Source organism: Streptomyces sp. NPDC058678 (genome assembly GCF_042714835.1).
Taxonomy (GTDB): domain Bacteria; phylum Actinomycetota; class Actinomycetes; order Streptomycetales; family Streptomycetaceae; genus Streptomyces.
This window is the reverse complement of the sequence record NZ_JBHXSG010000006.1, coordinates 8633-33895: the sequence shown is the minus strand read 5'-3', so window position 1 is coordinate 33895 and position 25263 is coordinate 8633. Positions and strand designations below refer to the sequence as shown.

The following is a 25263-nucleotide window of genomic DNA, read 5'->3' as shown; positions in this document are numbered from 1 at the left end:
GCGATTCGATGATCACGCAGAGCGACGGGTGTGACGCGGTGGGGCGTCCAGCGGAACGTATCTGCGCACGGTCCGAGGCACGCCCTTCGCGCACTGCGACGCTTCAGTCACGCTACGCTCACGTGGATTCCGGCACAGACAGGCGTCTCGGCATCAGAACGACATCAGTCCGACAGCTCACCCAGGCACCCCCACATCACGGCAGAACGGCACAAGGCGACGAATGCCCCAGCACACCTCCGGGTCCGACCGGGCGGCGATCCCCCCAGCCGCCCGCGAGGGTGGCAGCGTGCGGCCGCCCGCTCCCTCGACGCTCGACGAGTTGTGGCGGTCGTACAAGGCGACGGGCGACGAGCGGCTGCGCGAGCAGCTGATCCTGCACTACTCGCCCCTCGTCAAGTACGTGGCGGGACGCGTGAGCGTCGGCCTGCCGCCCAACGTGGAGCAGGCGGACTTCGTGTCCTCGGGGGTCTTCGGACTCATCGACGCGATCGAGAAGTTCGACGTCGACCGGGAGATCAAGTTCGAGACGTACGCGATCACCCGGATCCGGGGCGCGATGATCGACGAGCTGCGGGCGCTGGACTGGATCCCGAGGTCCGTGCGACAGAAGGCGCGCAACGTCGAGCGGGCGTACGCCACGCTCGAGGCGCGGCTGCGGCGGACGCCGAGCGAGGGGGAGGTGGCCGCAGAGATGGGCATCGCGGTCGACGACCTCCACGCGGTCTTCAGCCAGTTGTCGCTGGCCAACGTGGTGGCACTGGAGGAGCTGCTGCACGTCGGCGGTGAGGGCGGCGACCGGCTGAGCCTCATGGACACGCTGGAGGACACCGCCGCGGACAACCCGGTGGAGGTGGCCGAGGACCGGGAGCTGCGGCGGTTCCTGGCGCGGGCGATCAACACCTTGCCCGAGCGGGAGAAGACCGTGGTGACGCTGTACTACTACGAAGGGCTCACGCTCGCCGAGATCGGGAACGTGCTGGGGGTGACCGAGAGCCGGGTGAGTCAGATCCACACCAAGTCGGTGCTCCAGCTGCGGGCGAAGCTGGCGAGTTTCGGTCGCTGAGGTGGCGAGCCGACGGGTGTCACTCCCGTCGGCGGTGGTCCGTCCGTAGAGTGGTCGAGTGCCAAGGATTCGAGCGGCCTCCGTGGCCGAGCACCGGTCGATGCAGCGAGCCGCCCTGCTGGACGCGGCTCGTTCCCTGTTGTCCGAGGGTGGGACGGAGGCGCTGACCTTCCCGGCCCTCGCCGAGCGGACGGGGCTCGCGCGGTCGTCGGTGTACGAGTACTTCCGGTCGCGGGCCGCCGTGGTCGAGGAGCTGTGCCAGGTCGACTTCCCTGTCTGGGCGGCGGAGGTGTCGTCGGCGATGGAGCGGGCCCAGGCGCCCGAGGGCAAGGTCGAGGCGTATGTGCGGCAGCAGCTGGCGCTGGTCGGGGACCGGCGGCACCGGGCCGTGGTGGCGATCTCCGCGAGTGAGCTGGACGCGGGGGCCCGGGAGAAGATCCGGGCCGCGCACGGAGGGCTCGTGGCGATGATCGTCGAGGCGTTGGGGGAGATGGGCCACGCCCAGCCTCGGATGGCCGCGATGTTGCTGCAGGGAGTTGTGGATGCGGCTGTGCGGCGGATCGAACTGGGGGCGGCGGAGGAGCCTGCGGTGATCACGGAGGCGGCGGTTTCCATGGCGCTGCGGGGCGTACAGGGCTGACGTCGGCCGTGGCCGGCCGGGCGTGGGGCGAGCAGCCCGGCGCTGAAGGGGTGAGGCCGGTTCCACCCGTGCTGCCCCAGCGGCACGTCTGCCCGCAGTCAGGGCGCGCAGACCGGCGCTGACGGGGTGCCGCCGCGTCCACGCGTGCCGGCCCAGAGGCACGACCGCCCGCAGTCAGGGCGATCGCGGAGGCAGCGGGACACCGAGTACCGGCAACAGCCTTGACGGCGCCCTGCGGAGCAACCAGGGGGGCAGCAAGGAGAGCGGGTCGAGATAGGTCTCGCCCCTTCTCAGGCCCCAGTGCACGCAGGTGCTCGTGCAGTGCGAGCCGGTCGGCTCCACCAGGCCCACCACCTCGCCCGCCGCCACCTCCACACCCTTCTTCACCGACGCCCGTACCGGCTCGTACGTCGTTCGGAGTGCTGGGGCGCCCGTCCCCGGCAGTTCCACCGCGACGACCCCCTTGCCCGCCACCCGGCCCGCGAAGGACACCCGGCCGGCCGCCACGGCTCGTACCGGTGTGCCGGGAGCGGCCGCGAGGTCGACGCCCCGGTGGCCGCGGCCGTACGCCGTCGCCGGGGGTTCCCAGCCCCGCAGGACCCGTGGGCGGGTGCCCACGGGCCAGGCGCGGCCGAGGGGTGGCACGGAGGTGTCCGTGGCCGCCGGGCGGAAAGGGACCGGCCGGCTGCCCGGCGGGGGCGCGCAGATCAGCACCGTCGCCGTGAGGAGCAGCAGCAGTCCCGTCCAGGTACCCACACATCGCATCGCTCGCATGCGAGAACCGTCCCGCACCCGTCTCGATCGTGGCCGGGACCTGTGGACCACTCCCGGGTTGTGGACAGCGGCGTCACCCGGTGCCTCGCGGGTCCCGTACACTTCTTCTGGCGATCCGGGTCACCGGGTCGACTTCGCACGCCCCGACATCAGGCCGTCAAACAGCCGGTGTCAGCGCCTCTCGGTCCCTAGCGGCAAGGCGCATCGCGGGCGTCAGGCGCGGGTACCGCCGGTACCCGCGGCACAACCGAGAAATTCAAGGAGAACGGCCATGGCCGTCGTCACGATGCGGGAGCTGCTGGAAAGCGGCGTCCACTTCGGTCACCAGACCCGTCGTTGGAACCCGAAGATGAAGCGGTTCATCTTCACGGAGCGCAACGGCATCTACATCATCGACCTGCTCCAGTCGCTGTCGTACATCGACCGCGCCTACGAGTTCGTCAAGGAGACCGTCGCCCACGGCGGCACGGTCATGTTCGTCGGCACCAAGAAGCAGGCGCAGGAGGCCATCGCCGAGCAGGCCACCCGCGTCGGCATGCCCTTCGTCAACCAGCGCTGGCTGGGCGGCATGCTCACCAACTTCTCGACCGTCTACAAGCGTCTGCAGCGCCTCAAGGAGCTCGAGCAGATCGACTTCGAGGACGTCGCCGCGTCCGGTCTGACCAAGAAGGAGCTTCTCGTGCTCTCGCGCGAGAAGGCCAAGCTGGAGAAGACCCTCGGTGGTATCCGCGAGATGTCCAAGGTCCCCAGCGCCGTCTGGATCGTGGACACCAAGAAGGAGCACATCGCGGTCGGTGAGGCCCGGAAGCTCAACATCCCGGTCGTCGCCATCCTCGACACCAACTGTGACCCCGACGAGGTCGACTACAAGATCCCCGGCAACGACGACGCGATCCGTTCCGTCACGCTGCTCACCCGTGTGATCGCCGACGCGGTCGCCGAGGGCCTCATCTCCCGCTCCGGTGTCGCCACCGAGGGCAAGGGCGACAAGGCGGCGGGCGAGCCGCTGGCCGCGTGGGAGCGCGACCTGCTCGAGGGCGAGAAGAAGGCCGACGAGGCCGAGGCCCCCGCTGCTGCCGAGGCGCCTGCCGCTGAGGCCCCCGCCGCCGAGGCTCCGGCCGAGGCCGCTGCTGAGGCCCCCGCCGAGGCCCCCGCCGAGGCCCCTGCCGAGGTTGCTGCCGAGGCCCCCGCCGCTGCTGAGGCCCCCGCCGCGGACGCCGAGCAGGCCTGACCCCTCACGACCTTCGGGTTCCGGACGGCGGGGGCCCACGAAGCCCCCGCCGTCCGGCGCCCGTAGATCTTCAGACTTCGAAAGAGATTCCAGAATCATGGCGAACTACACCGCCGCCGACGTCAAGAAGCTCCGTGAGCTCACCGGCGCCGGCATGATGGACTGCAAGAAGGCGCTGGACGAGGCCGAGGGCAACGTCGAGAAGGCCGTCGAGGCGCTCCGTATCAAGGGCCAGAAGGGCGTCGCCAAGCGCGAGGGCCGCTCCGCCGAGAACGGCGCTGTGGTCTCGATCATCGCCGACGACAACTCCTCCGGTGTCCTCGTCGAGCTGAAGTGCGAGACGGACTTCGTCGCCAAGGGTGACAAGTTCCAGGCCGTCGCCACTGCGATCGCCGAGCACGTCGCCAAGTCCGCCCCGGCCGACCTCGAGGCCCTGCTCGCCTCCGAGATCGAGGCCGGCAAGACCGTCCAGGCGTTCGTGGACGAGGCAAACGCCAACCTGGGCGAGAAGATCGTCCTGGACCGCTTCTCGGTGTTCGCCGACGGTTTCGTGTCGGCGTACATGCACCGCACGATGCCCGACCTGCCGCCGCAGATCGGTGTCCTCGTCGAGCTCGACAAGCCCAACGCCGAGATCGCCAAGGGCGTGGCCCAGCACATCGCCGCCTTCGCGCCGAAGTACCTCTCCAAGGACGACGTGCCGGCCGAGGTCGTCGAGTCCGAGCGCCGCGTCGCCGAGGAGACCACCCGCGCCGAGGGCAAGCCCGAGGCCGCCCTGCCGAAGATCGTCGAGGGTCGCCTCAACGGCTTCTTCAAGGACGCCACGCTGCTCGGCCAGCCGTACGCGCTCGACAACAAGAAGTCCGTCCAGAAGGTTCTGGACGAGGCGGGTGTCACCCTGAAGCGCTTCACGCGCATCAAGGTCGGCATCTGAGTCCGTACCGCGATCGACGCGCGACCCCGATAGGGTCGGCAGCAGTCGTCCGCGTACGCCGTCACATGTGTGGCGGACGACAGCAGATCTGACGAGGAGGCCATTGCCGCGCATGGGTTGCGAACGACACCCCACCGGCAATGGCCTCCTCGTATGTGCACCATGAGGAGAACGCCATGACCACCAAGCCCCAGAAGAGCGACGACGGCAAAGTACGCGGGCGGTTTCTGCTGAAGCTGTCCGGAGAGGCGTTCGCCGGTGGCGGGGGCCTGGGCGTCGACCCCGACGTGGTGCACAAGATCGCCCGTGAGATCGCGGCGGTCGTGCGGGACGGCGCGGAGATCGCCGTAGTCATCGGCGGCGGCAACTTCTTCCGTGGTGCCGAACTCCAGCAGCGTGGCATGGACCGCGCCCGGTCCGACTACATGGGCATGCTCGGCACGGTCATGAACTGCCTCGCCCTCCAGGACTTCCTGGAGAAGGAGGGCATCCAGTCCCGGGTGCAGACCGCCATCACCATGGGTCAGGTCGCCGAGCCGTACATCCCGCTGCGCGCCATCCGGCACCTGGAGAAGGGCCGCGTGGTCATTTTCGGCGCCGGTATGGGCATGCCGTACTTCTCGACCGACACCACCGCCGCCCAGCGGGCCCTGGAGATCGACGCCGAGGCGCTCCTGATGGGCAAGAACGGCGTGGACGGGGTCTACGACTCCGACCCGAAGACCAACCCCGACGCGGTCAAGTTCGACGCCCTCGGCTACGGCGAGGTCATCACGCGAGACCTCAAGGTCGCCGACGCCACCGCCGTCACGCTGTGCCGCGACAACAAGCTCCCGATCCTGGTGTTCGAGCTTCTCGCCGAGGGCAATATCGCGCGCGCCGTCAAGGGTGAGAAGATCGGCACGCTGGTGGGTGACCAAGTCAGCCAGGGCTGATGCCCCCGACCGGAGGGATGGACAATGTCCTGCCGGTCGGGAACCGTGCAGGAAGAAGACGCGACGCAGCCGGCCGCCGCCCTCACAAGGAACCGCAGCCGGGCCTACTCAAGACACGCAGGAGCAAGTGGTGATCGAAGAGACCCTCCTCGAGGCCGAGGAGAAGATGGAGAAGGCCGTCGTGGTCGCCAAGGAGGACTTCGCCGCGATCCGCACCGGCCGTGCGCACCCGGCGATGTTCAACAAGATCGTGGCCGACTACTACGGCGCGCCGACGCCGATCAACCAGCTGGCTTCGTTCTCCGTGCCGGAGCCGCGCATGGCGGTCGTGACCCCGTTCGACAAGAGCGCGCTGCGCAACATCGAGCAGGCGATCCGCGACTCCGACCTGGGCGTCAACCCGAGCAACGACGGCAACATCATCCGGGTGGTGTTCCCCGAGCTCACGGAGGAGCGCCGCAGGGACTACATCAAGGTCGCCCGGAGCAAGGCCGAGGACAGCAAGGTCTCCATCCGCTCGGTGCGCCGCAAGGCCAAGGACGCCATCGACAAGCTCGTCAAGGACGGCGACGTCGGTGAGGACGAGGGCCGTCGTGCGGAGAAGGAGCTCGACGACACCACGCACAAGTACGTCGCCCAGGTGGACGAGCTCCTCAAGCACAAGGAAGCGGAGCTGCTCGAGGTCTGATGAACGACTCTTCCTGGGGCTCTCCGCCACAAGCCGGGCCACCTGCCGGGTACTGGGGGCCCACCGACCAGGGGCCTGCCCAGGGGGCCGACCCGGCGGGTCCCACGTACGATGCGCATGACGCGCAGCAGACACGCCCCATGCCCGTCGTGCCCGACGTACCCGCACATGGCGGAGACCAGGATGACGACCGGGGGGCCGCTCGGCTGAGCGGCCCCTTGTTCCGCGACCAGGCGCCGCAACCGCCGTACGACGTACGGCAGTCGCGGCCGTACGACCCGCCGCAGGCCCCGGCCTACGGCCCTTACGACATGCCGCAGACGTCGTCCTACGGGACGGCGCCGCAGAATCCGGAGCCCATGCCCGACTCCTCGCAGCCGGCGTCCGCGCCGCAGAAGAAGAGCGCGGGACGTGACCTCAGTGCGGCCATAGGGGTCGGCGTCGGGCTGGGCGTGGTGATCGTCGCGTCGCTGTTCGTCGTCAAGGCCGTCTTCGTCGGCGTGATAGCGGTCGCCGTCGTGGTCGGCGTGTGGGAGCTGACCAAGCGGCTCGAGGAGCGCAAGGGCATCAAGGCGCCCCTCGTCCCGCTCGCGCTCGGCGGCGCGGCCATGGTCGTCTCCGGGTACGTCCGGGGTGCCGAGGGCGCGTGGGTCGCGATGGCGCTCACCGCGCTGGCCGTCCTGGTCTGGCGGATGACGGAACCGCCGGAGGGCTACCTCAGAGACGTCACCGCGGGCGTCTTCGCGGCCTTCTACGTCCCGTTCCTGGCGACGTTCGTCGCCATGATGCTCACCGCCGACGACGGTCCGCGTCGCGTCCTGACGTTCCTGCTCCTGACCGTCGTCAGCGACACCGGGGCGTACGCCATCGGCTGGCGTTTCGGCAAGCACAAGCTCGCCCCGCGCATCAGCCCCGGCAAGACCCGCGAGGGCCTGCTCGGGGCGCTGAGCTTCGCCATGGTGGCGGGCGCGCTGTCCATGGAGTTCCTGATCGACGACGGCACCTGGTGGCAGGGCGTGGTGCTGGGCTTCGCGGTTGCGGCCAGCGCCACGCTGGGCGACCTCGGCGAGTCGATGATCAAGCGGGACCTGGGCATCAAGGACATGGGCACCCTGCTCCCCGGTCACGGCGGCATCATGGACCGTTTGGACTCGCTCCTGCCGACGGCTCCCGTGGTGTGGCTGCTGATGGTGATCTTCGTCGGCTCCGGCTGACCGTCGGACGTCTTCTCGTGGGGCCCTCGCTTCGGCGAGGGCTCCTCGCGTTCCGGGCGATGGCCACTCCGGCCGTCGAGTGGGACGATTCCGGTGTAAGCCCTCAAAGGGGTTCACTCTGGAAGGAGGGCGCCATGTCCGCCGTCCGAGAAGTGATCGACGTCGACCGCAGTCCCGACGACGTCTACGCGTATGTCACGGACCCCTCTCACCTGCCGGAATGGCAGCTGAGCGCGGTTTCCGCACAGCGGCTCGACGAGGGTCCGCTGCACGAGGGCTCCCGGGTCCGGGTCACCCGGCGTATCGGCAGCCGAGAGATGCCGATGACCGTGGAGTTCGACGAGCACGTCCCGCCGCACCGCTGGGGTCTGCACGGTGTCGACGGTCCCGTCCGGCCGCGCGTCCACGGCGTGATCGAACCGCTCGACGACGGGCGACGCTCCCGCGTGACGATCGACATCGACTTCGAAGGCCACGGCCTCGGCAAGGTCCTCGTCCCGCTCGTCGCCCGCCCACAGATACGCAAGGAGCTGCCGCGCGACGAGCAGCTGCTCAAGAACCGGCTGGAGCGCCCGACGGCATAGCCCGGGCTGGTGGGCGATCCGTCACCGTCCGGCCCTGGGGCGGGCGCGGCTGGCTGACGACGGCGGGTATCTCGGTGATCTGCCATGTCAGTGGGGCGGCGAGCTGATCGACCAGGGCGGGCGGCGGGGGTGCGGCTCCCCGCCGAGGTGCCCTTCGACCGGCCCCAGGCCGTGCGAGGCCGACAGCGGGCAGCACACAGGGTGACCGCCCCCACTCCGCTCCGGCCTGGGCCAGCAGACTTGATCTGCGACACTGGAAGGGTTATGCCTGCACTCGGAGAACTGATGTTCTCTGGGCGCGAAGAAGCCCCCCACCAGCGATGTTGTCGCCAGTAGGGGGCTGTCTTATGCCTGGTGGGCCGTCTCCGGGCCGTCTGACAGGCTCATCCCTGGGTTAGGCGACGGCGAATCGCTCCACTGCTGGCTGCGATGAACTCTGCCTTGACTGCCCGATGCCGTTCCCAGAGTCTGGCGCACTCGTCGTCATCGACGTTCCCTCGTCGCCAGTGGATGCCAAGGTTCTCACCAGCCTTGTTCAGCTCGCTCAGCGCCGAGAGCAGGGCTTGATCCCTGGACAGAATCTGGATGCGCGCGCATGCGAGCTTGTGAGCCGACAGGTCCCACCCGCTGACGCGTCCTTCCATATGGAGAACCCGTTCCTCCCAAACTCGGTTCTGGAAGTCTGAAGCCGTAGCCGCCACCAAAGCGCACTGCTCCAACAGCAGTTCGGAGATGCGCGCCTTGTTCTCAGCCCGTTTCACGAGATGCTGTCCCACCAGCGCAATCGCGGCACCGACCACGGTTGCGAGTAGCGTCCCCCATGCGCCCATAGTCGGCATTATTCCCAGACGCTCACACACCGTATGCATGCCCGCAGGGATCGGCTTACGGGGATACATCGTCGCCGAAGACACCATCCAGGGCCCGGCGGGCTCGCTCGCTACTGCTGGGCATCAGGTGGGCGTACACCCGCAGCGTCATCGCCGGATCGGCGTGACCGAGGTACTCGCTCACGGCCTTGATGCTCTCGCCCGCATCGAGGAGGACCGAGGCGTAGAAGTGGCGAAGGGCGTGCATCCCGTGCTGCCGGGCGGAGGCGTACGGCTTCCCGGATTCCGGCGTCGCGATGAGGCCGGCCGCGGCAAGAGCACGCTTCCACTCGTGGACGTTGAAGTTGCTCCGCCAGACGATCCCGCCGACTGTGTTCGTGAAGATCAGGCGCCGCTCGGTGAGGGGGCCGTCCGGCCTCATCCAGGGCAGCTTGATTGCGACGGGCGGGTGACTCTGGATGTGCCGCTGTAGGGCGGAGGCAACCGAGGACGGCAGCGGTACGTCCCGTTCCTTGTTGCCCTTGGGCGGCGCGAAGACGGCGACGCCACGGATCAGCTTGACCTGAGTGGTGACCCGAAGTGTGTCGCCGCCGAGCTGAAAAGAGTCTTCGGCCAGGCCGATGATCTCGCCTTGGCGGAGGCCGCAGCCGCTACCTACGTCGACCATGGCTCGGTAACGCTCGGGCAGCGCGTCGCGGACCGCACGCACCTGGGACGGAAGCCAGGGCACGACCCGGGCGGTGGAGGCGGCGGGCGGGCGGACCGACGCAGCCGAGCACGGGTTTCGGGCGAGGTGGCCGTCATCCACGGCGGCCGACAGCACCGCGCGGACGTTGGCGTAGATGTTGCGCGCGTATGTGCCGCCTATCGCGTCGTTCTCCAGGGCGCGAACGAACTCGCGGATATGGACCGGGCGGAAGGACCCGAGCGGACGCGCCCCGATCCGAGGGAAGGCATGCAGCCGAAGCCGGGTTTCCGCTCCAATGCGTGTGTTCAGGTCAGTCGTCTGCCCGGCGATCCAGCGTTCCGCGTACTGCTGGAAGGTCGTCCGGGCAGCCCTGGGGTCGACGTACTGCCCACGGGACATGTCAGCAGCAGTCTCGGACAGCCACTCTTCCGCCCGGCGCTTCTGACGGTCGGGGAAGGATTTGCTCTTCTCGGTGCCGTCCGGCCCGACGTACCGTGCCCGGTACCGGAGACCGTTGCCGTAGCGCTCGGTCTTGACCCTTATCGGCTTGCCGTCCGGACCCGGTTCGGTCTTGTACCAGCGGTCTTGGATGTGACCGGCCATCAGGCAGCCTCCCCGATCTGGGAGTCGACCCAGGCCCGTACGTCGTTCGGGTCGAAGCGCAGGTGCCGGCCGACGCGGAAGCCGCGGGGGCCGGTGCGCTTGCGGCGCCACTGGTAGACCGTCTCGACGCTGGGCAGCTCGAACATGTCGACCAGGTCGTCGGGGGTCAGGAAGCGGCTCGGCAGCTCGGAGGCCATGTCACCACTCCCTTTCGTCGGCGGATTGGTCGCGTAGGGCTTCGCGGGCGGTTTCGCGGTTGTGCTGGAGGTCGCGGGCGATGGTGACGGCGAGGACGGATTCGCCTGGGGTGTGGCCGTGTCCGGCGTACTGCCAGTCGGCGAGGACGAGGACGGTGTCCGGCTCGCGGTCGTCCAGGCCGAGGGCTTCTCGTTCCTGGGCGGCGCGGTAGTCGGCGCGGGCCTGGCGGAGCTCGCCGAGGGTGGTGGAGTAGCGGCGGGACTTGGAGCTGAAGTGGCCGCGGAAGCCGAGCATGTGGGCCCAGGCCCAGAGGCGGCGGTCCGGGTAGAGGGGGTCGAGCAGCTTGCAGGCTTCGATCAGGCGGCGGGTGTGGTCGGGGACCTGGTGGCGGTCGAGTTCGGAGAGCTCGCCGATGCGACGGTCGAGGGTGCCCGTGTTCTCGGCGGCCTTGGTGGCGTACTTGGCGACGTAGGAGGCGACGGCCTGTTCGGTGATGTCGGAGCCGTCGCCGAAGGCCTTGACCGGGCGGACGTCGAGCTGGGTGCCCCAGCGGAAGGTGCGGGCGGGCTGGTCCGCAACGGCCGGCACCGAGACCGAGGTGTAGGAGTGTGCGGCGGCGGCGTGGATCGCGTCGTCGAGCAGCTGCACGGTGGCCCAGGCCGGAGGCGGGGTGTCGGGTCCGTCGGGGCCGTCGATGCGGATGACGGCGTGGAAGTGCAGGGCACCGCGTTTTTGGAACTCGGCGACCTTGCCGTACGAGATGCGTGCGTGGTCGGCGAGTTCGCGGCGTGTGAGTCCTGCGCGGGCGGCGATCTCGCGGCGGAGGCGAGTCGTGAAGCGCTGCCACAGGTTGCCTGCGTGGTTGTTGAAGAGGACGGCTCCCGCGTAGTCGTAGGTGGCCGGGTCGAGTGCTGTGCCTAGGGTGCGGTCGTCTGCGGGGTGATGGGTGCCGCAGCGGCAGATGCCATGGTCGGGGCGGTTGTGGACCGGGCCGAAGGAGGGTGCGGTGAGAGTGGCGAAGACGCGGGGGTGGTCGCGGACGGTGGCGGGGATGTCGCGGCGGTCGTCTCCGGCGAGCCCTGCTCGGATGAGGTGGTAGGTGTCGCCCGCGTAGGTGAAGGCGCAGGAGGGGCAGCGGGAGGCGCGGCGGTTGCCGCAGGCGACGCGTAGGCGTCCGCCGGGCTCGTTCTCGGTGGAGTAGTGGTGCAGGGTCTCGCCGGTCGTCTTGTCCTTGGCGAGGGTCCAGCCGGTGAGGTGGATGGGGTCGGCGCAGCCGCCGGTGCGGCGGACCTGGTCTTGCCAGCGGTCGAAGTCATCGGCCGAAGCCACCCTCAGCAGATCGCCGAGGGTGACCGGGTCGAGCAACAGGTCAGGCACGGGCGCCCTCCCGGTTGCTACGGGTGCGGCGGTGGGTGGTGCCGGTGCCGTGGCAGGCCGGGCAGTGCGCGGTGATCGTGCGCCGGTTGCCCTGCGCGTCGCGGCCGCCGAGGGTAATGGCGGCGGAGGCGTGCCCGTCGCAGTTGGGGCAGATGCGGGGCGATGGTGTGGTGCGGTGCGTCATGCTGGGGGTTCCTTCCGGCTCTTCGGGTTCGGTAGGGGCAGGGCTCCCGGGCGGCGGATGCTTGGCGGTTGAGGCCGCCCGGGGGCCGGTCAGCGGTGCTTTGCCTCGGTGTTGATGAGCGAGCGGATGACCAGGGCGCAGATGGCGACCGAGGCGCCGGTGATGGCGACCGCGAGGAGCATCGAGACCAGGACCGCGCCGACGACCAGGACCACGGCCGTCCCACCACCGACGAGGGCGACGACCGCGCCGGGGGTGAGCTGCACGGTGGGCCGGGGAGACACCGCACCGGGGGTCGGGGGGACCGGTGAAGGGGTGCTGGTCTGGTGGACGACGGCGGTCGGCTCGACGACGGCGGGCGGAGTCATCAGGCCGGTCGGCTGAGGCATGGTCGGGATCTTCGGGTGGAACATCAGCGGATCTCCCTACTTGATGGCGGTGTCGATGACCGGGGCGAGGAGGCTGTCGGCGATGAGGTAGCCGCCGAGGAGGAGCACCAGGACCAGCCAGAGCGGCGGGCGGATGAGCTTGATGCCGAGGTAGCCGACGGCGGCGAGGGCGAACCAGAGGGGGACGTCCATGGGTGGTGGTCTCCTAGCGGGCGGTGCAGCGGTGGGTGCGGGCGGCGAGCTGTGCGGCGCTCTGGCTGGAGTAGTCGGCGGACCATCCGCAGCGGTCGTTGGTGCACACGGCGGCGTGCTTGGTGCGGCCGTTGCGGTCGCGGTGGGTGCCGATCTGTACGGGGCCGATCCGCATGACGGAGTGGAAGTGGTCGCGGGCAGGCATGGCGGGGTGTCCTTTCCGGTCAGGTGAGTTGGGCGGCGATGGCGTGGGCGAGCTGGGGCGGGACGCCGAGACGGGCGCGCAGGGTGTCGGTGTCGATCGGAGTTCCGGTGCGGGCGTGGTGGTCGTGGGCGACCTTGCGGGCGTGGTCGACCAGAGCGACCGGGACAGCGGGCGCAGCCGGGGCAGCAGGCGCGGCGGGCTCGGGTGCCGGGGGTTCGGCGGCCGGGAGTGCGGGGGCTTCCTCGGCCTCGGTGACTGGGACCGGGAGGGTCTCCTGCTCGGGCGAGGCGACCGGTTCGGGCTCGGGCGCGGTGGCCGGCACTTCGGGTGCCGGGTGGTGGTCGGTGGCGGAGTGGGCGAGGAGCGTGCCGCCCATGAAGGCCAGCGCGGGCCAGGCGGCGACCAGGATCCGCAGCCAGGCCGGAACCTGCTGGAGGTCGAGGAGTCCGGCAGTCGCGACGTTGGCACCGAGCGAGGCCACCAGCGCGATCACGAACCAGCACCAGGCCAGCCGGGACGGGCCCTCACTGCGCAGCCGCCGCCAAGAGACGACCAAGAGCAGGTCCACCGAGACCGGGTAGGCCCAGGCCTTCCAGCCGTCCTGTCCGGCAGCGGCGGCGAGGTCGTGAAGGTGAGCGAAGGACAGCGCTCCGGCGATGACGGCCTGGACGAGGACGGCGTCCACGCGGAATGCGGGGCGGGCCATCACGAGCCGCCGGGGTAGTCGGGGCCGTCGGTGGGGTCGTAGCCGGGCGGGAACGTACCGGGCGACGGCTCGGGCAGGGACGCGGCGAGGGACGGGCCCACGGCCTCGATGAAGCCGTGATCAGCGCCGGATACGTCGGCGTAGAGGGCGAGTTGGCCCAGCAGGAGCACGGTGCGGGCGAAGTCTTCGCAGTCGGGGCACATGACGTGCTCTCCCTTCAGCAGGCATGGGGCGGGTAGGGACCCGGCGCGAAGGCGGTCGCGCCGACCGGTGGAGCAGGGAGGCTCAGGCGGTGGCGGGGGCTGTTTTGGACAGCGGCACACGGGCCGAGGGCAGCGGGGCAACCGCGGGGCGGAAGGCCGCCAGGGCGGGCAGGTCCGGGGCGCGGTCGGCGTGCCGGTTGCAGATGTTGACGGCCTCGCGCAGCGAGGTGTGCGGGGCGCGGATGCGGGCCCAGCCGCCTGAGGCGTCGCCGGTGACGGCGATGCCGGGGGTGTCGGTGGGAATCTGAATGGCGGCGAGGACGGCGTCCGGGGAGATGTCGCCGAAGGCCATGTTGGCGGATGTCTCGTCGTTGACACGGTGGGCGGTGCGGCCGGTGAGCTGGGCGCGAAGCATGGCGATGCCCTTGCCGAGTTCGGAGCCGAAGCGCTGTCCGCAGATTTCCAGGTAGATGCCGGCGGCGCGGCCGAGCTGGGCGAGGCGGACCAGGGCGGTGATGATGCGGTCGCGGCGCTTCTCGTCGTCCTTTGAAGCGAACAGGGCGAGTTCGGCGACCTCGTCGACCAGGACCACGACCGGGACGGGACGTATGTCGGCGGGCAGGTCCCAGATGTCGGCGGCGATCTCGGCATCCGGAACGTCCACCGTGATCCGCTGGTTGGCCCGGATCAGCTGATAGACGTCTGCCATGTGGGTGACCAGCGCTTCGAGGAGGTCGAGGGCGGTGTCAGGGTTGTCGGCGAGGGCGGAGAAGCGGCGGGCCAGCGGGAAGAGTTCGACGCCCTGCTTGCAGTCGATACCGACCAAGGCGACATCCAGCGGGGCCAGCCCTGCAACAAGGTTGCGCTGGTAGACGGACTTCCCGGATTCCGTGGCGCCGAGGGTGAGACCGTGCGGGACGGCGCGGTAGTCGCGGTAGTGGACCGAGCCATCCTCGCGCAGGGCGACGGGAACCCGCATGGGTGCGCGGTCGGTCTTGGAAGGCATCTGCACCCGCTTGAGGACGTCATAGCCGGTCATCCTCAACTCGACAACACCGGAGCGAAGTTCGCGGGAAGTGACGCCGTACAGGCCGAAGGAGTGGCGCAGCCGGTCTGTTGCGGCGGAGACGTCGAAGGCGTCCTGTCCGGGGCGGAGCTTAAGCCGGAGCACCAGGCCGGTCCGGGTCGGCCGCAGTCGCAGGATGCGCGGCGCGCGGGACTCGGGTGCCGGGCGGTTGGTCATCCGGGCGAGGGCAAGGCGCCAGCGCGAGGGCGGGACAGTCAGCCCGCAGGCGTCCATGACGGAGGCGTAGCGGACCAGGACCCGCAAGGCGGCGAGGGTGACCCCGAAGGTCATCCAGTACCAGGCGGGGCGCCGCCACCGCAGGAGACCCGCAGCAGCGACGACCAGCACCAGAGCGACCATGAACCAGGTCATGATCAGGCAGCCTTGGGCTTCGAGGCAGCCTCGGCGAGCGAGGTCACGGCGACCGCGCGGAAGGCGATGCCGTGCCGCTTCTGGCCGTTGAACTCGTTCTCCCACGCCGAGGCGACCAGGCCCGTCAGCGCGACCGGGGTACCCATGGCCAGGTCCTCGGAAACGCCGGGCTGGGGGACGGTGAGCTTGAGGATCTCCACCTCGTCCGGCGTGGAGAACATGACCTCCACGGTCATCAGCGTGACACCGTCCTTGTCGATGGCGATCTCACCGGTGCGGCGGTCCTTGACCTTCGGCTGCGGAGCCTTGGCGACCATCACGGTCGCGTTGGAGGTGTCGACGGGGATCTGACGCATGACGCGCTCCTGGGATCGATGAACCTAACGTACTTAGTACGTCATCTTGAGGTAGAGCATGAACCTGTACTACTTGGTGTGTCAAGTGGCTGTCTCGACGCCTGTCAGCGGGATGTGCTGCACTAGGTACGACAACCACTGAGAGGGGCTATGGCCGACTTCACCGCCGGACGTGCCGCGTACTTGCAGATCGCGGACGACTTCAAGCGCCGGATCCGCGACGGAGAGCTCACACCGGGGGACAAGCTCCCCTCAGAGTCAGACCTGATGGCGCAGCACTCCGTGTCTCGCACAGTCGCCCGGCAGGCGATCTCGCGTCTCCGCGAGGACGGCTACGCCATCTCCCACCAAGGCAAGGGCAGCTTTGCCGCGTTGCCTGGCGAGGGCGGTTCCGCCAAGCGCAGCCCCGAGTTTGAGCAGATCACGGAGTACCTGTCCGAGGTCCGTCGGGATGTGCGCCGCCTTGCGGAGCGGATGGACCAGCTGGAGGACCTGGTTCGGCAGCAGGCTCAAGGGCGATGACCAAGGCGTCCGCTCGACGCGCAACCTCTGCCAGCTCTTCACCAAGTCCCCTTACCTGGTTGATCAGTTCTCGCTTCTCTGCCGGGCTCAGCACGGTCACAGCCCCTTCGTTGCCCTTCCGATCTGACGGCCCCTCGGCCTGTGAGCAACGCTAGGACCGACAGAACCCACCGACCCGGAAGAATTTTCCACCCAGAAATTTTTTCCGGGTCCAGAGAGACAGGCGGGTGGACGCTCTTCCCATGCGAGGAATGACGACGAACCTGACGATCGGTGAGCGAGTCGCTTGGTACCGCCGTAGGCGCGGCATGTCCCAAGAAGTGTTGGCCGGACTCGTCGGCCGAACGGTCGACTGGCTGAGCAGGGCTGAGAACAACCGCATGGAGCTCGACCGACTCTCGGTCATCAAGACTCTGGCCGATGCCCTTGATGTGTCCCTCGGTGATCTGCTCGCCGAACCGACCCTCATGGAGTGGAGCGCCGACAGCGGCAACCGCACGGTGCCGGCACTTCGGTCGGCGCTGATGACTACCGCCAACTGACGCCGTTGTTGGGGGTACCGACCGAGGGCGACCCCACGCCCCTGGACGAGCTTCGCACCAGCGTTGTAGAGATCATGGATGCCTACCAGGCTTCCCGCTATGGCTTCGCGACCCGGCGCTTGCCCCTGGTGCTGGCGGACGCTCTTATCGCGGCGCGGTCCTACGGCGGCAGCGAGCGTGAGCAGGCCAACGAGCTGCTTGCGCTGACGTATCAGAGCGCTGCCATGGTCCTCGGAAAGGTGGGCGAGGTGGACCTCGCTTGGATTGCTGCCGATCGCGGATTGGGCGCGGCGCAGCAGTCCGGCAACCCGGCGGTCATCGGCTCGCTCTTCCGGTCCGTGGGTCACTGTCTCCTGTCGACCGGCCGCTTTGACGCCGCCGTACAGCTCATCGGTGATGCGTCCGACTACCTTCCCGGGCCTCTCTGGGGCCAGCCCGGAGTTCCTGTCGATCTACGGGACGCTCTTCCTCGCTGGCTCGATAGCAGCCGCCCGGGCAGAGGAGCGCTCGACCGTGCGCGAGTTCCTCGCCGAGGCCGACCAGGCAGCCCGCCAACTCGGGCAGGATGCGAACCATATGTGGACCGCTTTCGGCCCGACCAACGTCGACATCCACCGTGTGGCTACCGCGGGCGAGCTGGGCGACATGCAGGTAGCCATCGATCTCGGTCCGCGTATCGACACCAGCAGCCTCCCGACAGAGCGCCGGACGCGGCACAACATCGAGGTGGCCCGTGCCCTTAGCGCACACAACCGTGTCGACGACGCCTTGGCGGTGATCCTTGAAGCCGAGTCTTGGGCACCGGAGCAGGTACGGAGCCACTACCTGGCCCGCGAACTCGTACTCACGTGGGTACGCAACCAGCGTGGCCGACCGAGCCGGGCCATGGCGGATCTCGCCGATCGGCTGCATGTGGTCTAGGTGGGTACGCTCGGCTGCATGGCAGCGAACGAGCATGAAGCGAAGATGGCGCATCCGCGTATGGCAGCGGGTGCGCTTTTCTTTGATGCCGGCGGGCGCGTCCTCATGGTGGTGCCCACGTACAAGGACTACTGGGACATCCCCGGAGGCTACGTCGAGACCGGTGAGTCTCCGCTTCGGGCTGCCAGCCGCGAGGTACGGGAAGAACTCGGCATCACGCCGACGCTCGGCCGCCTCCTGGCCGTCGACTGGGCGCCCAGCGCTACCGAGGGCGACAAGGTGTTGTACTTGTTCGACGGCGGCGAGCTTGCCCCTGAGGCCGTGGAGGAGATCCACCCTCAGGCCGAGGAGCTGAAGAGCGTCACGTTTGTCGCCCCGAGCGAGATCGCGGACCGTACGATCCCTCGGCTGGCACGACGCATCCTTGCGGCGATCGATGCCCGAGCGGCGAGCGCCCCGGTGTACCTCGAGCATGGCCAGGCGCCGAGCGATGTAGCGGCGTAGCCGAGACCGAAGGCCCTCATCCCAGCGGGATAAGACTTTCTCTACTTCATCGAGACCGAAGGCCCTCATCCCAGCGGGATAAGACTTTCTCTACTTCATTCAAGGCACCCGGCTGCGCTCCGCTCCGCCGGGCGCGCTTCCCGGCTCTGGCTGCGCCCGCGCTCCTGCCTTCGGCCCGCTCGGCGCTGCCGCCGCCGACGACGCGCGCCCACATGTGGATAGGGCCGGTGGCCATGAGTCGATCACCGTATAGAGCGGCCATCGGTCAAGACGATGCCTCCGGCGGGGGATCGGCCGGCACCGGGATGGAGGGGGCGCCGTTCCCGACCGCGGGCCCGTGAATGGCGTGCGCGGGGTGCTCCCATCCCGTCCACCGTCGACCCAGGCAGAGCCGAGCAGACGCGGCCCATGGCGTCCAGGTCGTTCGTACAGTGGCGCGCTCCACCTGGACGCCATGAACCACGCCCGCTCCACGGTGTGTGGGTCGACGGCGGACGGGATGGGAGCTGGGGTGGGTGGTGGTTGAGGCCGCTCCACCGACCTTGACGGATGCTGCGCGCACGACCCGCCCCCGCCAGGCCACGGCCCAACAGGGGCAGGGAGGGCTTCACCAAAGGGCGGAGCCCGGTAGACGAGAGGGCCGTCAGTGCTTGGCGATCCCCATGCCGAGGAAGATGCCCGCCAGCAGTGCGACGCCTTCTTGCACGGCAAGAGCCGTCTCCAGCGTATGGACCTTGGTTTCCAGTTCAGAGGCTTCCATCGCTATTCCTTTCTGCGTTGTGCCGCTACCGGCTCAACGTCGATCGGTGTTCCGCCGGCGAGACAGTCCCGTCGGCGGGGCCGGTGGCACCCGTGATGAGTGCCACGACCTTCGGAGGGGTTGGGGACGATCACCTATGCGGGGGATGAGCGGTCACCGGACGCCTGGTCCACGGGGCGGGCGGCTGCGGCGGCCATGAGTGCCAGCATGAGCGCGATCACGCCGACAATGATGTTGTTGACGATGGTCCTGGTGGTGCTGACGTCGCCCGCTACAACCCAGGGCGCAAAGATCGTCCACACGCTGAGCGCGCAAGCGGCCCACGCCATGCTGTGCGACCGCTCGTATGCCCGGCCGAAGCCACCGCTCATGATCAGGGCGTATGCGATGCCGACGATGAGATTGTTGACCGCCAGGGTGGAGAATTCGTTGAAGCCCGCGATCCACGGTGAGGCCGCCAGGTAGAGGCCTGTGATCAGGGCCATGGCCTCGACGGCCTGTGCCCTCGGAGTAGTCGAGACGCGCTCGGCCATCTCGTGCTGGTTTCGCATGGCAAGGATGTCGGGATGTGTTGCCATGTCCGACCGGGGCTGTGTCGCCATTCCAATTACCTCCAATTTGCCCGTTATGCGCACTACGTGCAAGCGGGTACCCCACGGGGACGGGGTAACCGTCGCTGAGCCGCCTGAGTACGAAGATGCTGCGGAGGAGGTGGCCTGCAGGCGCAATTCACCAGCGCCTGAGGGTCTCGTTGTTGCGCTTGAGCCGAAAGGGAGCCTGTGTCAAGACCGCGTACAGCGACTGACACCAGCGACTGACACCAACAAGCACGAACAGCGGCGTTCGGCGCCGGACCTCGGTGGACGATCGACCGAGGCGCAAGGCAGGTTGGTCGACGTCGCCGACCTCGTGTGATCGACCTGATAAGGATGAGGGCAGAGCTCAAAGCCTTGACCTCGCATGGGCGCACCCACCATGGGCTTCTGGGCCGTCCCTGGGCCGTGCGAAGCCGACCAACGCTGACAGTCGGCACCCACAGGTGACCACCCCCACCCCGCTCTGGCCTGGGCTCCCCGAGTTGATCTGCGACACTGGAAGGGTTATGCCTGCACCCGGAGAACTCACTTTCGTCGCCCCGCGCGGAGCCAAGAAGCCGCCGCGGCACCTCGCCGACCTCACGCCCGCCGAGCGCAAGGAAGCGGTGGCCGCGGTTGGTGAGAAGCCGTTTCGTGCCAAGCAGCTCTCGCAGCACTACTTCGCGCGGTACGCGCACGATCCGCAGGAGTGGACCGACATCCCGGCCGGGTCCCGCGGCCGGCTTCAGGAGGCGCTGCTTCCCGAGCTGATGTCGGTGGTCCGGCATCTGTCGACCGACCAGGACACCACCCGCAAGACGCTGTGGCGGCTGTTCGACGGGACGCTCGTCGAGTCGGTGCTGATGCGCTACCCGGACCGGGTGACCATGTGCATCAGCTCTCAGGCGGGGTGTGGCATGAACTGCCCGTTCTGCGCCACCGGGCAGGCGGGCCTGGACCGGAACCTGTCCACCGCGGAGATCGTGCACCAGATCGTCGACGGGATGCGGGCGCTCAGGGACGGCGAGATTCCGGGTGGTCCGGCGCGGCTCAGCAACATCGTCTTCATGGGCATGGGCGAGCCGCTGGCCAACTACAACCGGGTCGTCGGTGCCATCCGGCGGCTCACCGACCCCGAGCCGGACGGGCTCGGGCTCTCACAGCGTGGGATCACCGTCTCGACGGTCGGGCTCGTCCCGGCGATCAACCGCTTTACCGACGAGGGCTTCAAGTGCCGGCTCGCCATCTCGCTGCACGCCCCCGACGACGAGCTGCGCGACACCCTCGTCCCCGTGAACACGCGGTGGAAGGTGCGCGAGGTGCTGGACGCCGGCTTCGCGTACACGGAGCGGTCCGGGCGTCGGCTGTCCATCGAGTACGCGCTGATCCGGGACATCAACGACCAGGCGTGGCGCGGTGACCGGCTCGGGCGGATGCTCAAGGGCAAGCCCGTGCACGTCAATCTCATTCCGCTGAACCCGACGCCCGGGTCGAAGTGGACCGCCTCCAGGCCCGAGGACGAGAAGGCGTTCGTCGAGGCCATCGCCGCCCATGGTGTGCCGGTCACCGTCCGGGACACCCGTGGACAGGAGATCGACGGGGCGTGTGGTCAGCTCGCCGCGACCGAACGGTAGTGTGACGTCCGTACGTACATCTTCATATTCCGACAGGGGAGCGCCACAGCGCTGAGAGTGCGGCACCGGCCGCAGACCCTCTGAACCTCGCCCAGGTCATTCTGGGTAGGAAGTTCGGTCACTACTCGAGCTGTTGCGCCCTGCCCGGACGTCCCGGATCCTCCGGGGCGTCCGGGCAGGGCCGCGTCTCTTCCTGGTCACCCCAGGAGGAATTCAGTGAGCATCACCAGGAACGCCACGGCCCTGGCCGTGGGACTCGGCCTTGTCACGCTCTCCGCGTGCGGGTCCTCCGACAGCACAGGTGACGGCGGGGACTCCAAGACCGTGACCCTCGTCAGCCACGACTCGTGGGCCGTCTCGAAGAGCGTCCTCGCGGACTTCGAGAAGCAGTCCGGCTACCAGGTCAAGGTCCTCAAGGACGGCGACGCCGGGCAGGCCGTCAACAAGGCCATCCTGACCAAGGACAACCCGCAGGGCGACGTCTTCTTCGGCGTCGACAACACCCTGCTGTCGCGGGCCCTCGACAACGGGCTCTTCCAGTCGTACGAGGCGAAGGGCTCCGACCAGGTCGCCCCCGCGTACCGGGCCGACCAGGACAAGCACCGGGTCACTCCCATCGACACCGGCGACATCTGTGTCAACTACGACAAGGCGTACTTCAGCAAGCACAAGCTGACCCCGCCCACCTCGTTCGACGACCTGATCAAGCCCACGTACAAGAACCTCCTCGTCACCGAGAACGCCTCCACCTCCTCCCCGGGGCTGGGATTCCTCCTCGGCACGGCGGCCAAGTACGGCGACGACGGCTGGACGGACTACTGGACGAAGCTCAAGGCCAACGGCGTGAAGGTCGTCGACGGCTGGGAGCAGGCCTACAACGAGGAGTTCTCCGGTTCCGCCGGCGGCAAGAAGGCCAAGGCCGACCGGCCGCTGGTCGTCTCGTACGCCTCCTCGCCGCCCGCCGAGGTCATCTACGCCGATCCGAAGCCGACGACCGCGCCCACCGGTGTCGCGGCCGGCACCTGCTTCCGCCAGGTCGAGTACGCGGGCCTGCTGAGCAACGCCGCGAACACCAAGGGCGGCAAGGCGCTCCTCGACTTCCTGCTGAGCAAGGAGTTCCAGGAGGACATGCCGCTGAACATGTTCGTCTACCCGGTGCGGGAGGGCGCGCGGGTGCCGGTCGAGTTCACGAAGTACGGCCCGCAGGCGAAGGATCCCGAGACCATGGACCCGGCCGCGATCGCCGACCACCGTGACCAGTGGGTCAAGTCGTGGACCTCGCTCGTACTGAAGTAGCCCCGCGCAAGGGACCCGGGAAGAGCGCGGCGGCGCGGCTCGGCCTCATCGCCGTGCCCGTCGCGTTCTTCGCGGTCTTCTTCGCCTACCCCGTCGCCGCGATCGTCGTACGCGGCCTCAAGGTCGACGGGGTGTGGCACCTCGGCCGGATCATGGACGTGCTCGGGCAGTCCGACGTCCGGCACGTGCTGTGGTTCACGACCTGGCAGGCGCTGGCCTCCACCGCGCTCACCCTGCTGATCGCGCTGCCCGGCGCGTATGTCTTCGCCCGCTTCGACTTCCCCGGCAAGCAGGTCCTGCGGGCCGTCGTCACCGTGCCCTTCGTGCTGCCGACGGTCGTCGTCGGTACGGCGTTCCTGGCGCTCGTCGGGCGTGGCGGACTGTTGGACGAGCTGTGGGGCGTACGCCTGGACACCACCGTGTGGGCGATCCTGCTGGCGCACGTCTTCTTCAACTACGCGGTGGTCGTACGGACCGTCGGCGGGCTCTGGGGACAGCTGGACCCGCGGCAGGAGGAGGCCGCGCGGATGCTCGGCGCGTCCCGGCTCGCGGCCTGGCGGAAGGTCACGCTGCCCGCGCTCGCGCCCGCCGTGGCCGCCGCCGCGCTCATGGTGTTCCTCTTCACCTTCACCTCCTTCGGTGTGGTGCAGATCCTCGGCGGGCCCACCTTCTCGACGCTGGAAGTGGAGATCTACCGGCAGACGTCCGAGATCTTCGACCTGTCCACGGCCGCCGTGCTGACGCTGATCCAGTTCCTGGCGGTGGGCGCGATCCTCGCCCTGCACGCGTGGACCGTACGGCGGCGGGAGACCGCCCTGCGGCTGGTGGACGCGTCCGTGACGGCGCGCCGGCCGTGCGGGGCCGGCCAGTGGGCGTTGCTGGCCGGCGTCCTCGCCTCCGTCGTCGTCCTGCTTCTGCTGCCGCTCGCCGTGCTGGTGCAGCGGTCCCTCGACGCCCCGGACTTCGCCTACTACCGGGCGCTGACAAGCGACGACGGCGGGCTCTTCCTGGTGCCGCCGATCGAGGCGATCGGCAATTCGCTGCAGTACGCCGTCGTGGCCACCGCCATCGCCGTGCTGGTCGGCGGCCTGGCCGCCGTGGCGCTCACCCGCCGGGACGCGGGCCGGTTCGTGCGCGGGTTCGACGCGCTGCTGATGCTGCCGCTCGGGGTGTCCGCGGTGACCGTCGGGTTCGGGTTCCTGATCGCGCTCGACGAGCCGCCGCTGGACCTGCGGTCCTCGTGGATCCTGGTGCCGCTCGCGCAGGCGCTGGTCGGGGTCCCCTTCGTCGTGCGGACCATGCTGCCCGTGCTGCGGGCGGTGGACGTACGGCTGCGGGAGGCGGCGGCCGTGCTCGGGGCGTCGCCGTGGCGGGTGTGGCGGGAGGTGGACCTGCCGATGGTGCGGCGGGCTCTGCTGATCGCGGCGGGGTTCGCCTTCGCGGTGTCGCTCGGGGAGTTCGGGGCGACGGTGTTCATCGCGCGGCCCGACAACCCGACCCTGCCGGTCGCCGTGGCGCGGCTGCTCGGGCGGGCCGGGGAGCTCAACTACGGCCAGGCGATGGCCCTTTCGACGATTCTGATGATCGTGTGCGCGGTGGCCCTGCTGGTCCTTGAGCGGCTGCGGACCGACCGGACCGGGGAGTTCTAGATGCCGGGGAGTTCTGGATGCTGCTGAGTCTTGAGGACGCGACCGTACGGTTCGGCGGGCGGGCCGTCCTGGACGGGGTCGACCTCGATGTCGCCGAGCACGAGATCGTGTGCGTGCTCGGGCCCAGCGGCAGCGGCAAGTCGACGCTGTTGCGGGTGGTGGCGGGCCTCCAACCCCCCGACGGCGGGCGGGTGCTGCTCGACGGACGCGACCAGGCGGGTGTGCCCGCGCACAAACGCGGGGTCGGGTTGATGTTCCAGGACCATCAGCTGTTCCCGCAGCGGGACGTGGGCGGCAACGTCGGGTTCGGGCTGCGGATGCACGCAGGGCGCGGGGTGTCCAAAGAACAACAGGGGGAGCGGGTACGGGAGTTGCTCGACCTGGTGGGCCTCCCGGGCGCTGGGCGCCGTGCCGTCGCCTCGCTGTCCGGGGGTGAGCAGCAGCGGGTGGCACTGGCCCGGGCGCTCGCGCCGCGGCCGCGGCTGCTGATGCTGGACGAGCCGCTCGGGCAGCTCGACCGGTCGCTGCGGGAGCGGCTGGTCGTCGAACTGCGGGAGCTCTTCGGTCGGTTGGGCACCACCGTGCTCGCGGTGACCCACGACCAGGGCGAGGCCTTCGCGCTCGCCGACCGGGTCGTGGTGATGCGGGACGGGCGGATCGCCCAGTCCGGTACGCCTCTTGACGTGTGGCAGCGGCCGGCGGACGAGTTCGTGGCCCGCTTCCTGGGCTTCGAGAACGTGGTCGAGGGCACGGTCGCGGGGGAGGCCGCGGACACGGCGTGGGGCAAGGTGCCGGTCCCCGCGGGGGCTGCGCAGGGGGTGCGGTCCCTGTTGGTGCGGCCTGCGGGCGTACGGCTGGTGCGTGCGGACGAGGGGCTGCGGTGTGGCGTGGTCGCGCGGACGTTCAAGGGCACGCATGTCGCCGTACATCTGCAGCCGGAGGAGGGGGCGCCTCGGCTGGAGGCGGCGTGTGCGTTGCGGGTGGCGCCGGGGGTGGGGGACGTGGTCGGGGTGGAGTTCGATGCGGGTGAGATCGTCGTGCTCGGCTGACGCGTGAGTGGGGCCGCATCTGGCATCTGCCGGCTTGCGTGGTGAACGGCGTCGGGGTCGGCGGCGGGTGGGTTTCGCTTGCCCGCGCTTGCGGGGTGCCGCTGCGCCCACCCGTGCCGCCCCAGCGGCACGACTGCCCGCAGCTAGGTGTGCGTGCGCGACTGCCCGCGGCTAGGTGTGCGTGCGCGACTGCCCGCCGTTACGCGTGCGTGCATGGCTGCCCGCCGTTGCGCGTCGCAGCGCGGGGGGATGGGGGATGGGGGCCGGGGGCCCGTGACACGGCGGTGGGCCCGCCCCAACGGTGGTTGGGGTCGGGGCACGGGGGGTTGCGGGCGGGGCACCCGGGGGATGTCGTTACCCCGGGGCGGCGGCCGGA

At 69.4% G+C, this 25263-nt stretch carries 30 protein-coding genes and 1 riboswitch; of the genes, 16 read left to right on the top strand and 14 right to left on the bottom strand.

The genetic code is table 11. The annotated features are described in order from the left end of the window. Positions 1-223 precede the first annotated feature (223 nt). A complete protein-coding gene (whiG, locus tag ACFWWR_RS08275) occupies positions 224-1066 on the top strand; it encodes an RNA polymerase sigma factor WhiG (protein WP_217234646.1) in 843 nt (280 codons plus the stop codon). 82 nt (positions 1067-1148) lie between these two features. Next, on the top strand, positions 1149-1706 hold the full coding sequence (locus tag ACFWWR_RS08270; protein ID WP_384302623.1) for a TetR/AcrR family transcriptional regulator: 558 nt from the start codon (positions 1149-1151) through the stop codon (positions 1704-1706). A 174-nt stretch (positions 1707-1880) separates the two neighbouring features. Here ACFWWR_RS08270 and ACFWWR_RS08265 read toward each other — a convergent pair whose 3' ends face one another. Further along, complete coding sequence (locus tag ACFWWR_RS08265) at positions 1881-2480, bottom strand: murein hydrolase activator EnvC family protein (RefSeq protein ID WP_384302571.1); 600 nt, start codon at positions 2478-2480, stop codon at positions 1881-1883. A gap of 271 nt (positions 2481-2751) precedes the next feature. Here ACFWWR_RS08265 and rpsB point away from each other — a divergent pair, with 271 nt between their 5' ends. The 6 genes from rpsB to ACFWWR_RS08235 all read left to right on the top strand — a co-directional run bounded on the left by rpsB (position 2752) and on the right by ACFWWR_RS08235 (position 8066). Next, on the top strand, positions 2752-3711 hold the full coding sequence (gene rpsB, locus ACFWWR_RS08260; RefSeq protein ID WP_384302569.1) for a 30S ribosomal protein S2: 960 nt from the start codon (positions 2752-2754) through the stop codon (positions 3709-3711). A 97-nt stretch (positions 3712-3808) separates the two neighbouring features. Beyond that, the gene (gene tsf, locus ACFWWR_RS08255; RefSeq protein WP_384302567.1) at positions 3809-4645 is read left to right on the top strand and encodes a translation elongation factor Ts; all 837 of its coding nucleotides are present in this window, start codon (positions 3809-3811) and stop codon (positions 4643-4645) included. A gap of 176 nt (positions 4646-4821) precedes the next feature. Beyond that, positions 4822-5580 carry a UMP kinase gene (pyrH, locus tag ACFWWR_RS08250; RefSeq protein WP_217234642.1) on the top strand — a complete coding sequence of 253 codons (759 nt, stop codon included), beginning with the start codon at positions 4822-4824 and terminating at the stop codon, positions 5578-5580. Between the two features lie 130 nt (positions 5581-5710). Then, on the top strand, positions 5711-6268 hold the full coding sequence (gene frr / locus ACFWWR_RS08245; RefSeq protein ID WP_250074558.1) for a ribosome recycling factor: 558 nt from the start codon (positions 5711-5713) through the stop codon (positions 6266-6268). Continuing rightward, the gene (locus ACFWWR_RS08240) at positions 6268-7482 is read left to right on the top strand and encodes a phosphatidate cytidylyltransferase (protein WP_383861246.1); all 1215 of its coding nucleotides are present in this window, start codon (positions 6268-6270) and stop codon (positions 7480-7482) included. The genes frr and ACFWWR_RS08240 overlap by 1 nt, the downstream gene beginning before the upstream one ends. 134 nt (positions 7483-7616) lie before the next feature. Further along, positions 7617-8066 (top strand): SRPBCC family protein, encoded by a 450-nt coding sequence (locus ACFWWR_RS08235; protein ID WP_383861249.1) that lies wholly within the window; start codon positions 7617-7619, stop codon positions 8064-8066. A gap of 383 nt (positions 8067-8449) precedes the next feature. Here ACFWWR_RS08235 and ACFWWR_RS08230 read toward each other — a convergent pair whose 3' ends face one another. The 12 genes from ACFWWR_RS08230 to ACFWWR_RS08175 all read right to left on the bottom strand — a co-directional run bounded on the left by ACFWWR_RS08230 (position 8450) and on the right by ACFWWR_RS08175 (position 15435). Next, complete coding sequence (locus ACFWWR_RS08230; RefSeq protein ID WP_384302565.1) at positions 8450-8896, bottom strand: hypothetical protein; 447 nt, start codon at positions 8894-8896, stop codon at positions 8450-8452. Between the two features lie 55 nt (positions 8897-8951). Then, positions 8952-10187, bottom strand: a complete 1236-nt coding sequence (locus ACFWWR_RS08225; protein ID WP_384302563.1) for a tyrosine-type recombinase/integrase — start codon at positions 10185-10187, stop codon at positions 8952-8954. Then, positions 10187-10384 carry a helix-turn-helix transcriptional regulator gene (locus ACFWWR_RS08220; RefSeq protein WP_384302561.1) on the bottom strand — a complete coding sequence of 66 codons (198 nt, stop codon included), beginning with the start codon at positions 10382-10384 and terminating at the stop codon, positions 10187-10189. The genes ACFWWR_RS08225 and ACFWWR_RS08220 overlap by 1 nt, the downstream gene beginning before the upstream one ends. Position 10385: 1 nt before the next feature. Beyond that, positions 10386-11762, bottom strand: a complete 1377-nt coding sequence (repSA, locus tag ACFWWR_RS08215) for a replication initiator protein RepSA (protein WP_384302559.1) — start codon at positions 11760-11762, stop codon at positions 10386-10388. Further along, complete coding sequence (locus ACFWWR_RS08210; protein WP_384302557.1) at positions 11755-11946, bottom strand: hypothetical protein; 192 nt, start codon at positions 11944-11946, stop codon at positions 11755-11757. Before ACFWWR_RS08210 ends, repSA begins: the two co-directional genes overlap by 8 nt. A gap of 89 nt (positions 11947-12035) precedes the next feature. Continuing rightward, positions 12036-12359 (bottom strand): SpdD-like protein, encoded by a 324-nt coding sequence (locus ACFWWR_RS08205; RefSeq protein ID WP_384302555.1) that lies wholly within the window; start codon positions 12357-12359, stop codon positions 12036-12038. A 12-nt stretch (positions 12360-12371) separates the two neighbouring features. Further along, positions 12372-12527 (bottom strand): hypothetical protein, encoded by a 156-nt coding sequence (locus ACFWWR_RS08200; protein ID WP_093746058.1) that lies wholly within the window; start codon positions 12525-12527, stop codon positions 12372-12374. 13 nt (positions 12528-12540) lie between these two features. Continuing rightward, entirely contained in the window at positions 12541-12732 is a 192-nt protein-coding gene (locus tag ACFWWR_RS08195) for a mobile element transfer protein (protein WP_046708309.1), read from the bottom strand. Between the two features lie 19 nt (positions 12733-12751). Then, positions 12752-13438: a DUF2637 domain-containing protein gene (locus tag ACFWWR_RS08190; RefSeq protein ID WP_384302552.1), complete on the bottom strand. Its 687-nt coding sequence runs from the start codon at positions 13436-13438 to the stop codon at positions 12752-12754. After that, the gene (locus tag ACFWWR_RS08185) at positions 13438-13641 is read right to left on the bottom strand and encodes a hypothetical protein (RefSeq protein WP_384302550.1); all 204 of its coding nucleotides are present in this window, start codon (positions 13639-13641) and stop codon (positions 13438-13440) included. The genes ACFWWR_RS08190 and ACFWWR_RS08185 overlap by 1 nt, the downstream gene beginning before the upstream one ends. Positions 13642-13723: 82 nt before the next feature. Continuing rightward, the gene (locus ACFWWR_RS08180) at positions 13724-15079 is read right to left on the bottom strand and encodes an FtsK/SpoIIIE domain-containing protein (protein WP_384302548.1); all 1356 of its coding nucleotides are present in this window, start codon (positions 15077-15079) and stop codon (positions 13724-13726) included. Between the two features lie 2 nt (positions 15080-15081). Beyond that, entirely contained in the window at positions 15082-15435 is a 354-nt protein-coding gene (locus ACFWWR_RS08175; protein WP_062043671.1) for a hypothetical protein, read from the bottom strand. Between the two features lie 150 nt (positions 15436-15585). Between ACFWWR_RS08175 and ACFWWR_RS08170 the strand changes: the two genes are divergently transcribed. The 4 genes from ACFWWR_RS08170 to ACFWWR_RS08155 all read left to right on the top strand — a co-directional run bounded on the left by ACFWWR_RS08170 (position 15586) and on the right by ACFWWR_RS08155 (position 17924). After that, positions 15586-15957, top strand: a complete 372-nt coding sequence (locus ACFWWR_RS08170) for a winged helix-turn-helix domain-containing protein (protein ID WP_062043675.1) — start codon at positions 15586-15588, stop codon at positions 15955-15957. Positions 15958-16208: 251 nt separating this feature from the next. Next, positions 16209-16499 (top strand): helix-turn-helix domain-containing protein, encoded by a 291-nt coding sequence (locus ACFWWR_RS08165; RefSeq protein WP_384302546.1) that lies wholly within the window; start codon positions 16209-16211, stop codon positions 16497-16499. A gap of 513 nt (positions 16500-17012) precedes the next feature. Further along, complete coding sequence (locus ACFWWR_RS08160) at positions 17013-17420, top strand: hypothetical protein (protein ID WP_384302544.1); 408 nt, start codon at positions 17013-17015, stop codon at positions 17418-17420. Between the two features lie 18 nt (positions 17421-17438). Next, the gene (locus ACFWWR_RS08155) at positions 17439-17924 is read left to right on the top strand and encodes an NUDIX domain-containing protein (protein ID WP_384302542.1); all 486 of its coding nucleotides are present in this window, start codon (positions 17439-17441) and stop codon (positions 17922-17924) included. 894 nt (positions 17925-18818) lie between these two features. Here ACFWWR_RS08155 and ACFWWR_RS08150 read toward each other — a convergent pair. Further along, on the bottom strand, positions 18819-19286 hold the full coding sequence (locus ACFWWR_RS08150; RefSeq protein WP_384302540.1) for an SPW repeat protein: 468 nt from the start codon (positions 19284-19286) through the stop codon (positions 18819-18821). Positions 19287-19786: 500 nt separating this feature from the next. Between ACFWWR_RS08150 and rlmN the strand changes: the two genes are divergently transcribed. From rlmN to ACFWWR_RS08130, 4 genes are all read left to right on the top strand, one after another. Further along, complete coding sequence (gene rlmN / locus ACFWWR_RS08145; protein ID WP_383861252.1) at positions 19787-20893, top strand: 23S rRNA (adenine(2503)-C(2))-methyltransferase RlmN; 1107 nt, start codon at positions 19787-19789, stop codon at positions 20891-20893. A 24-nt stretch (positions 20894-20917) separates the two neighbouring features. Further along, a riboswitch (TPP riboswitch) is annotated at positions 20918-21023 on the top strand. 86 nt (positions 21024-21109) lie between these two features. Beyond that, entirely contained in the window at positions 21110-22189 is a 1080-nt protein-coding gene (locus ACFWWR_RS08140; RefSeq protein ID WP_383861255.1) for a thiamine ABC transporter substrate binding subunit, read from the top strand. Then, entirely contained in the window at positions 22165-23838 is a 1674-nt protein-coding gene (locus ACFWWR_RS08135) for an ABC transporter permease (RefSeq protein WP_384302538.1), read from the top strand. Before ACFWWR_RS08140 ends, ACFWWR_RS08135 begins: the two co-directional genes overlap by 25 nt. Positions 23839-23855: 17 nt before the next feature. Further along, on the top strand, positions 23856-24887 hold the full coding sequence (locus ACFWWR_RS08130) for an ABC transporter ATP-binding protein (protein WP_383861261.1): 1032 nt from the start codon (positions 23856-23858) through the stop codon (positions 24885-24887). Positions 24888-25263: the final 376 nt, after the last annotated feature.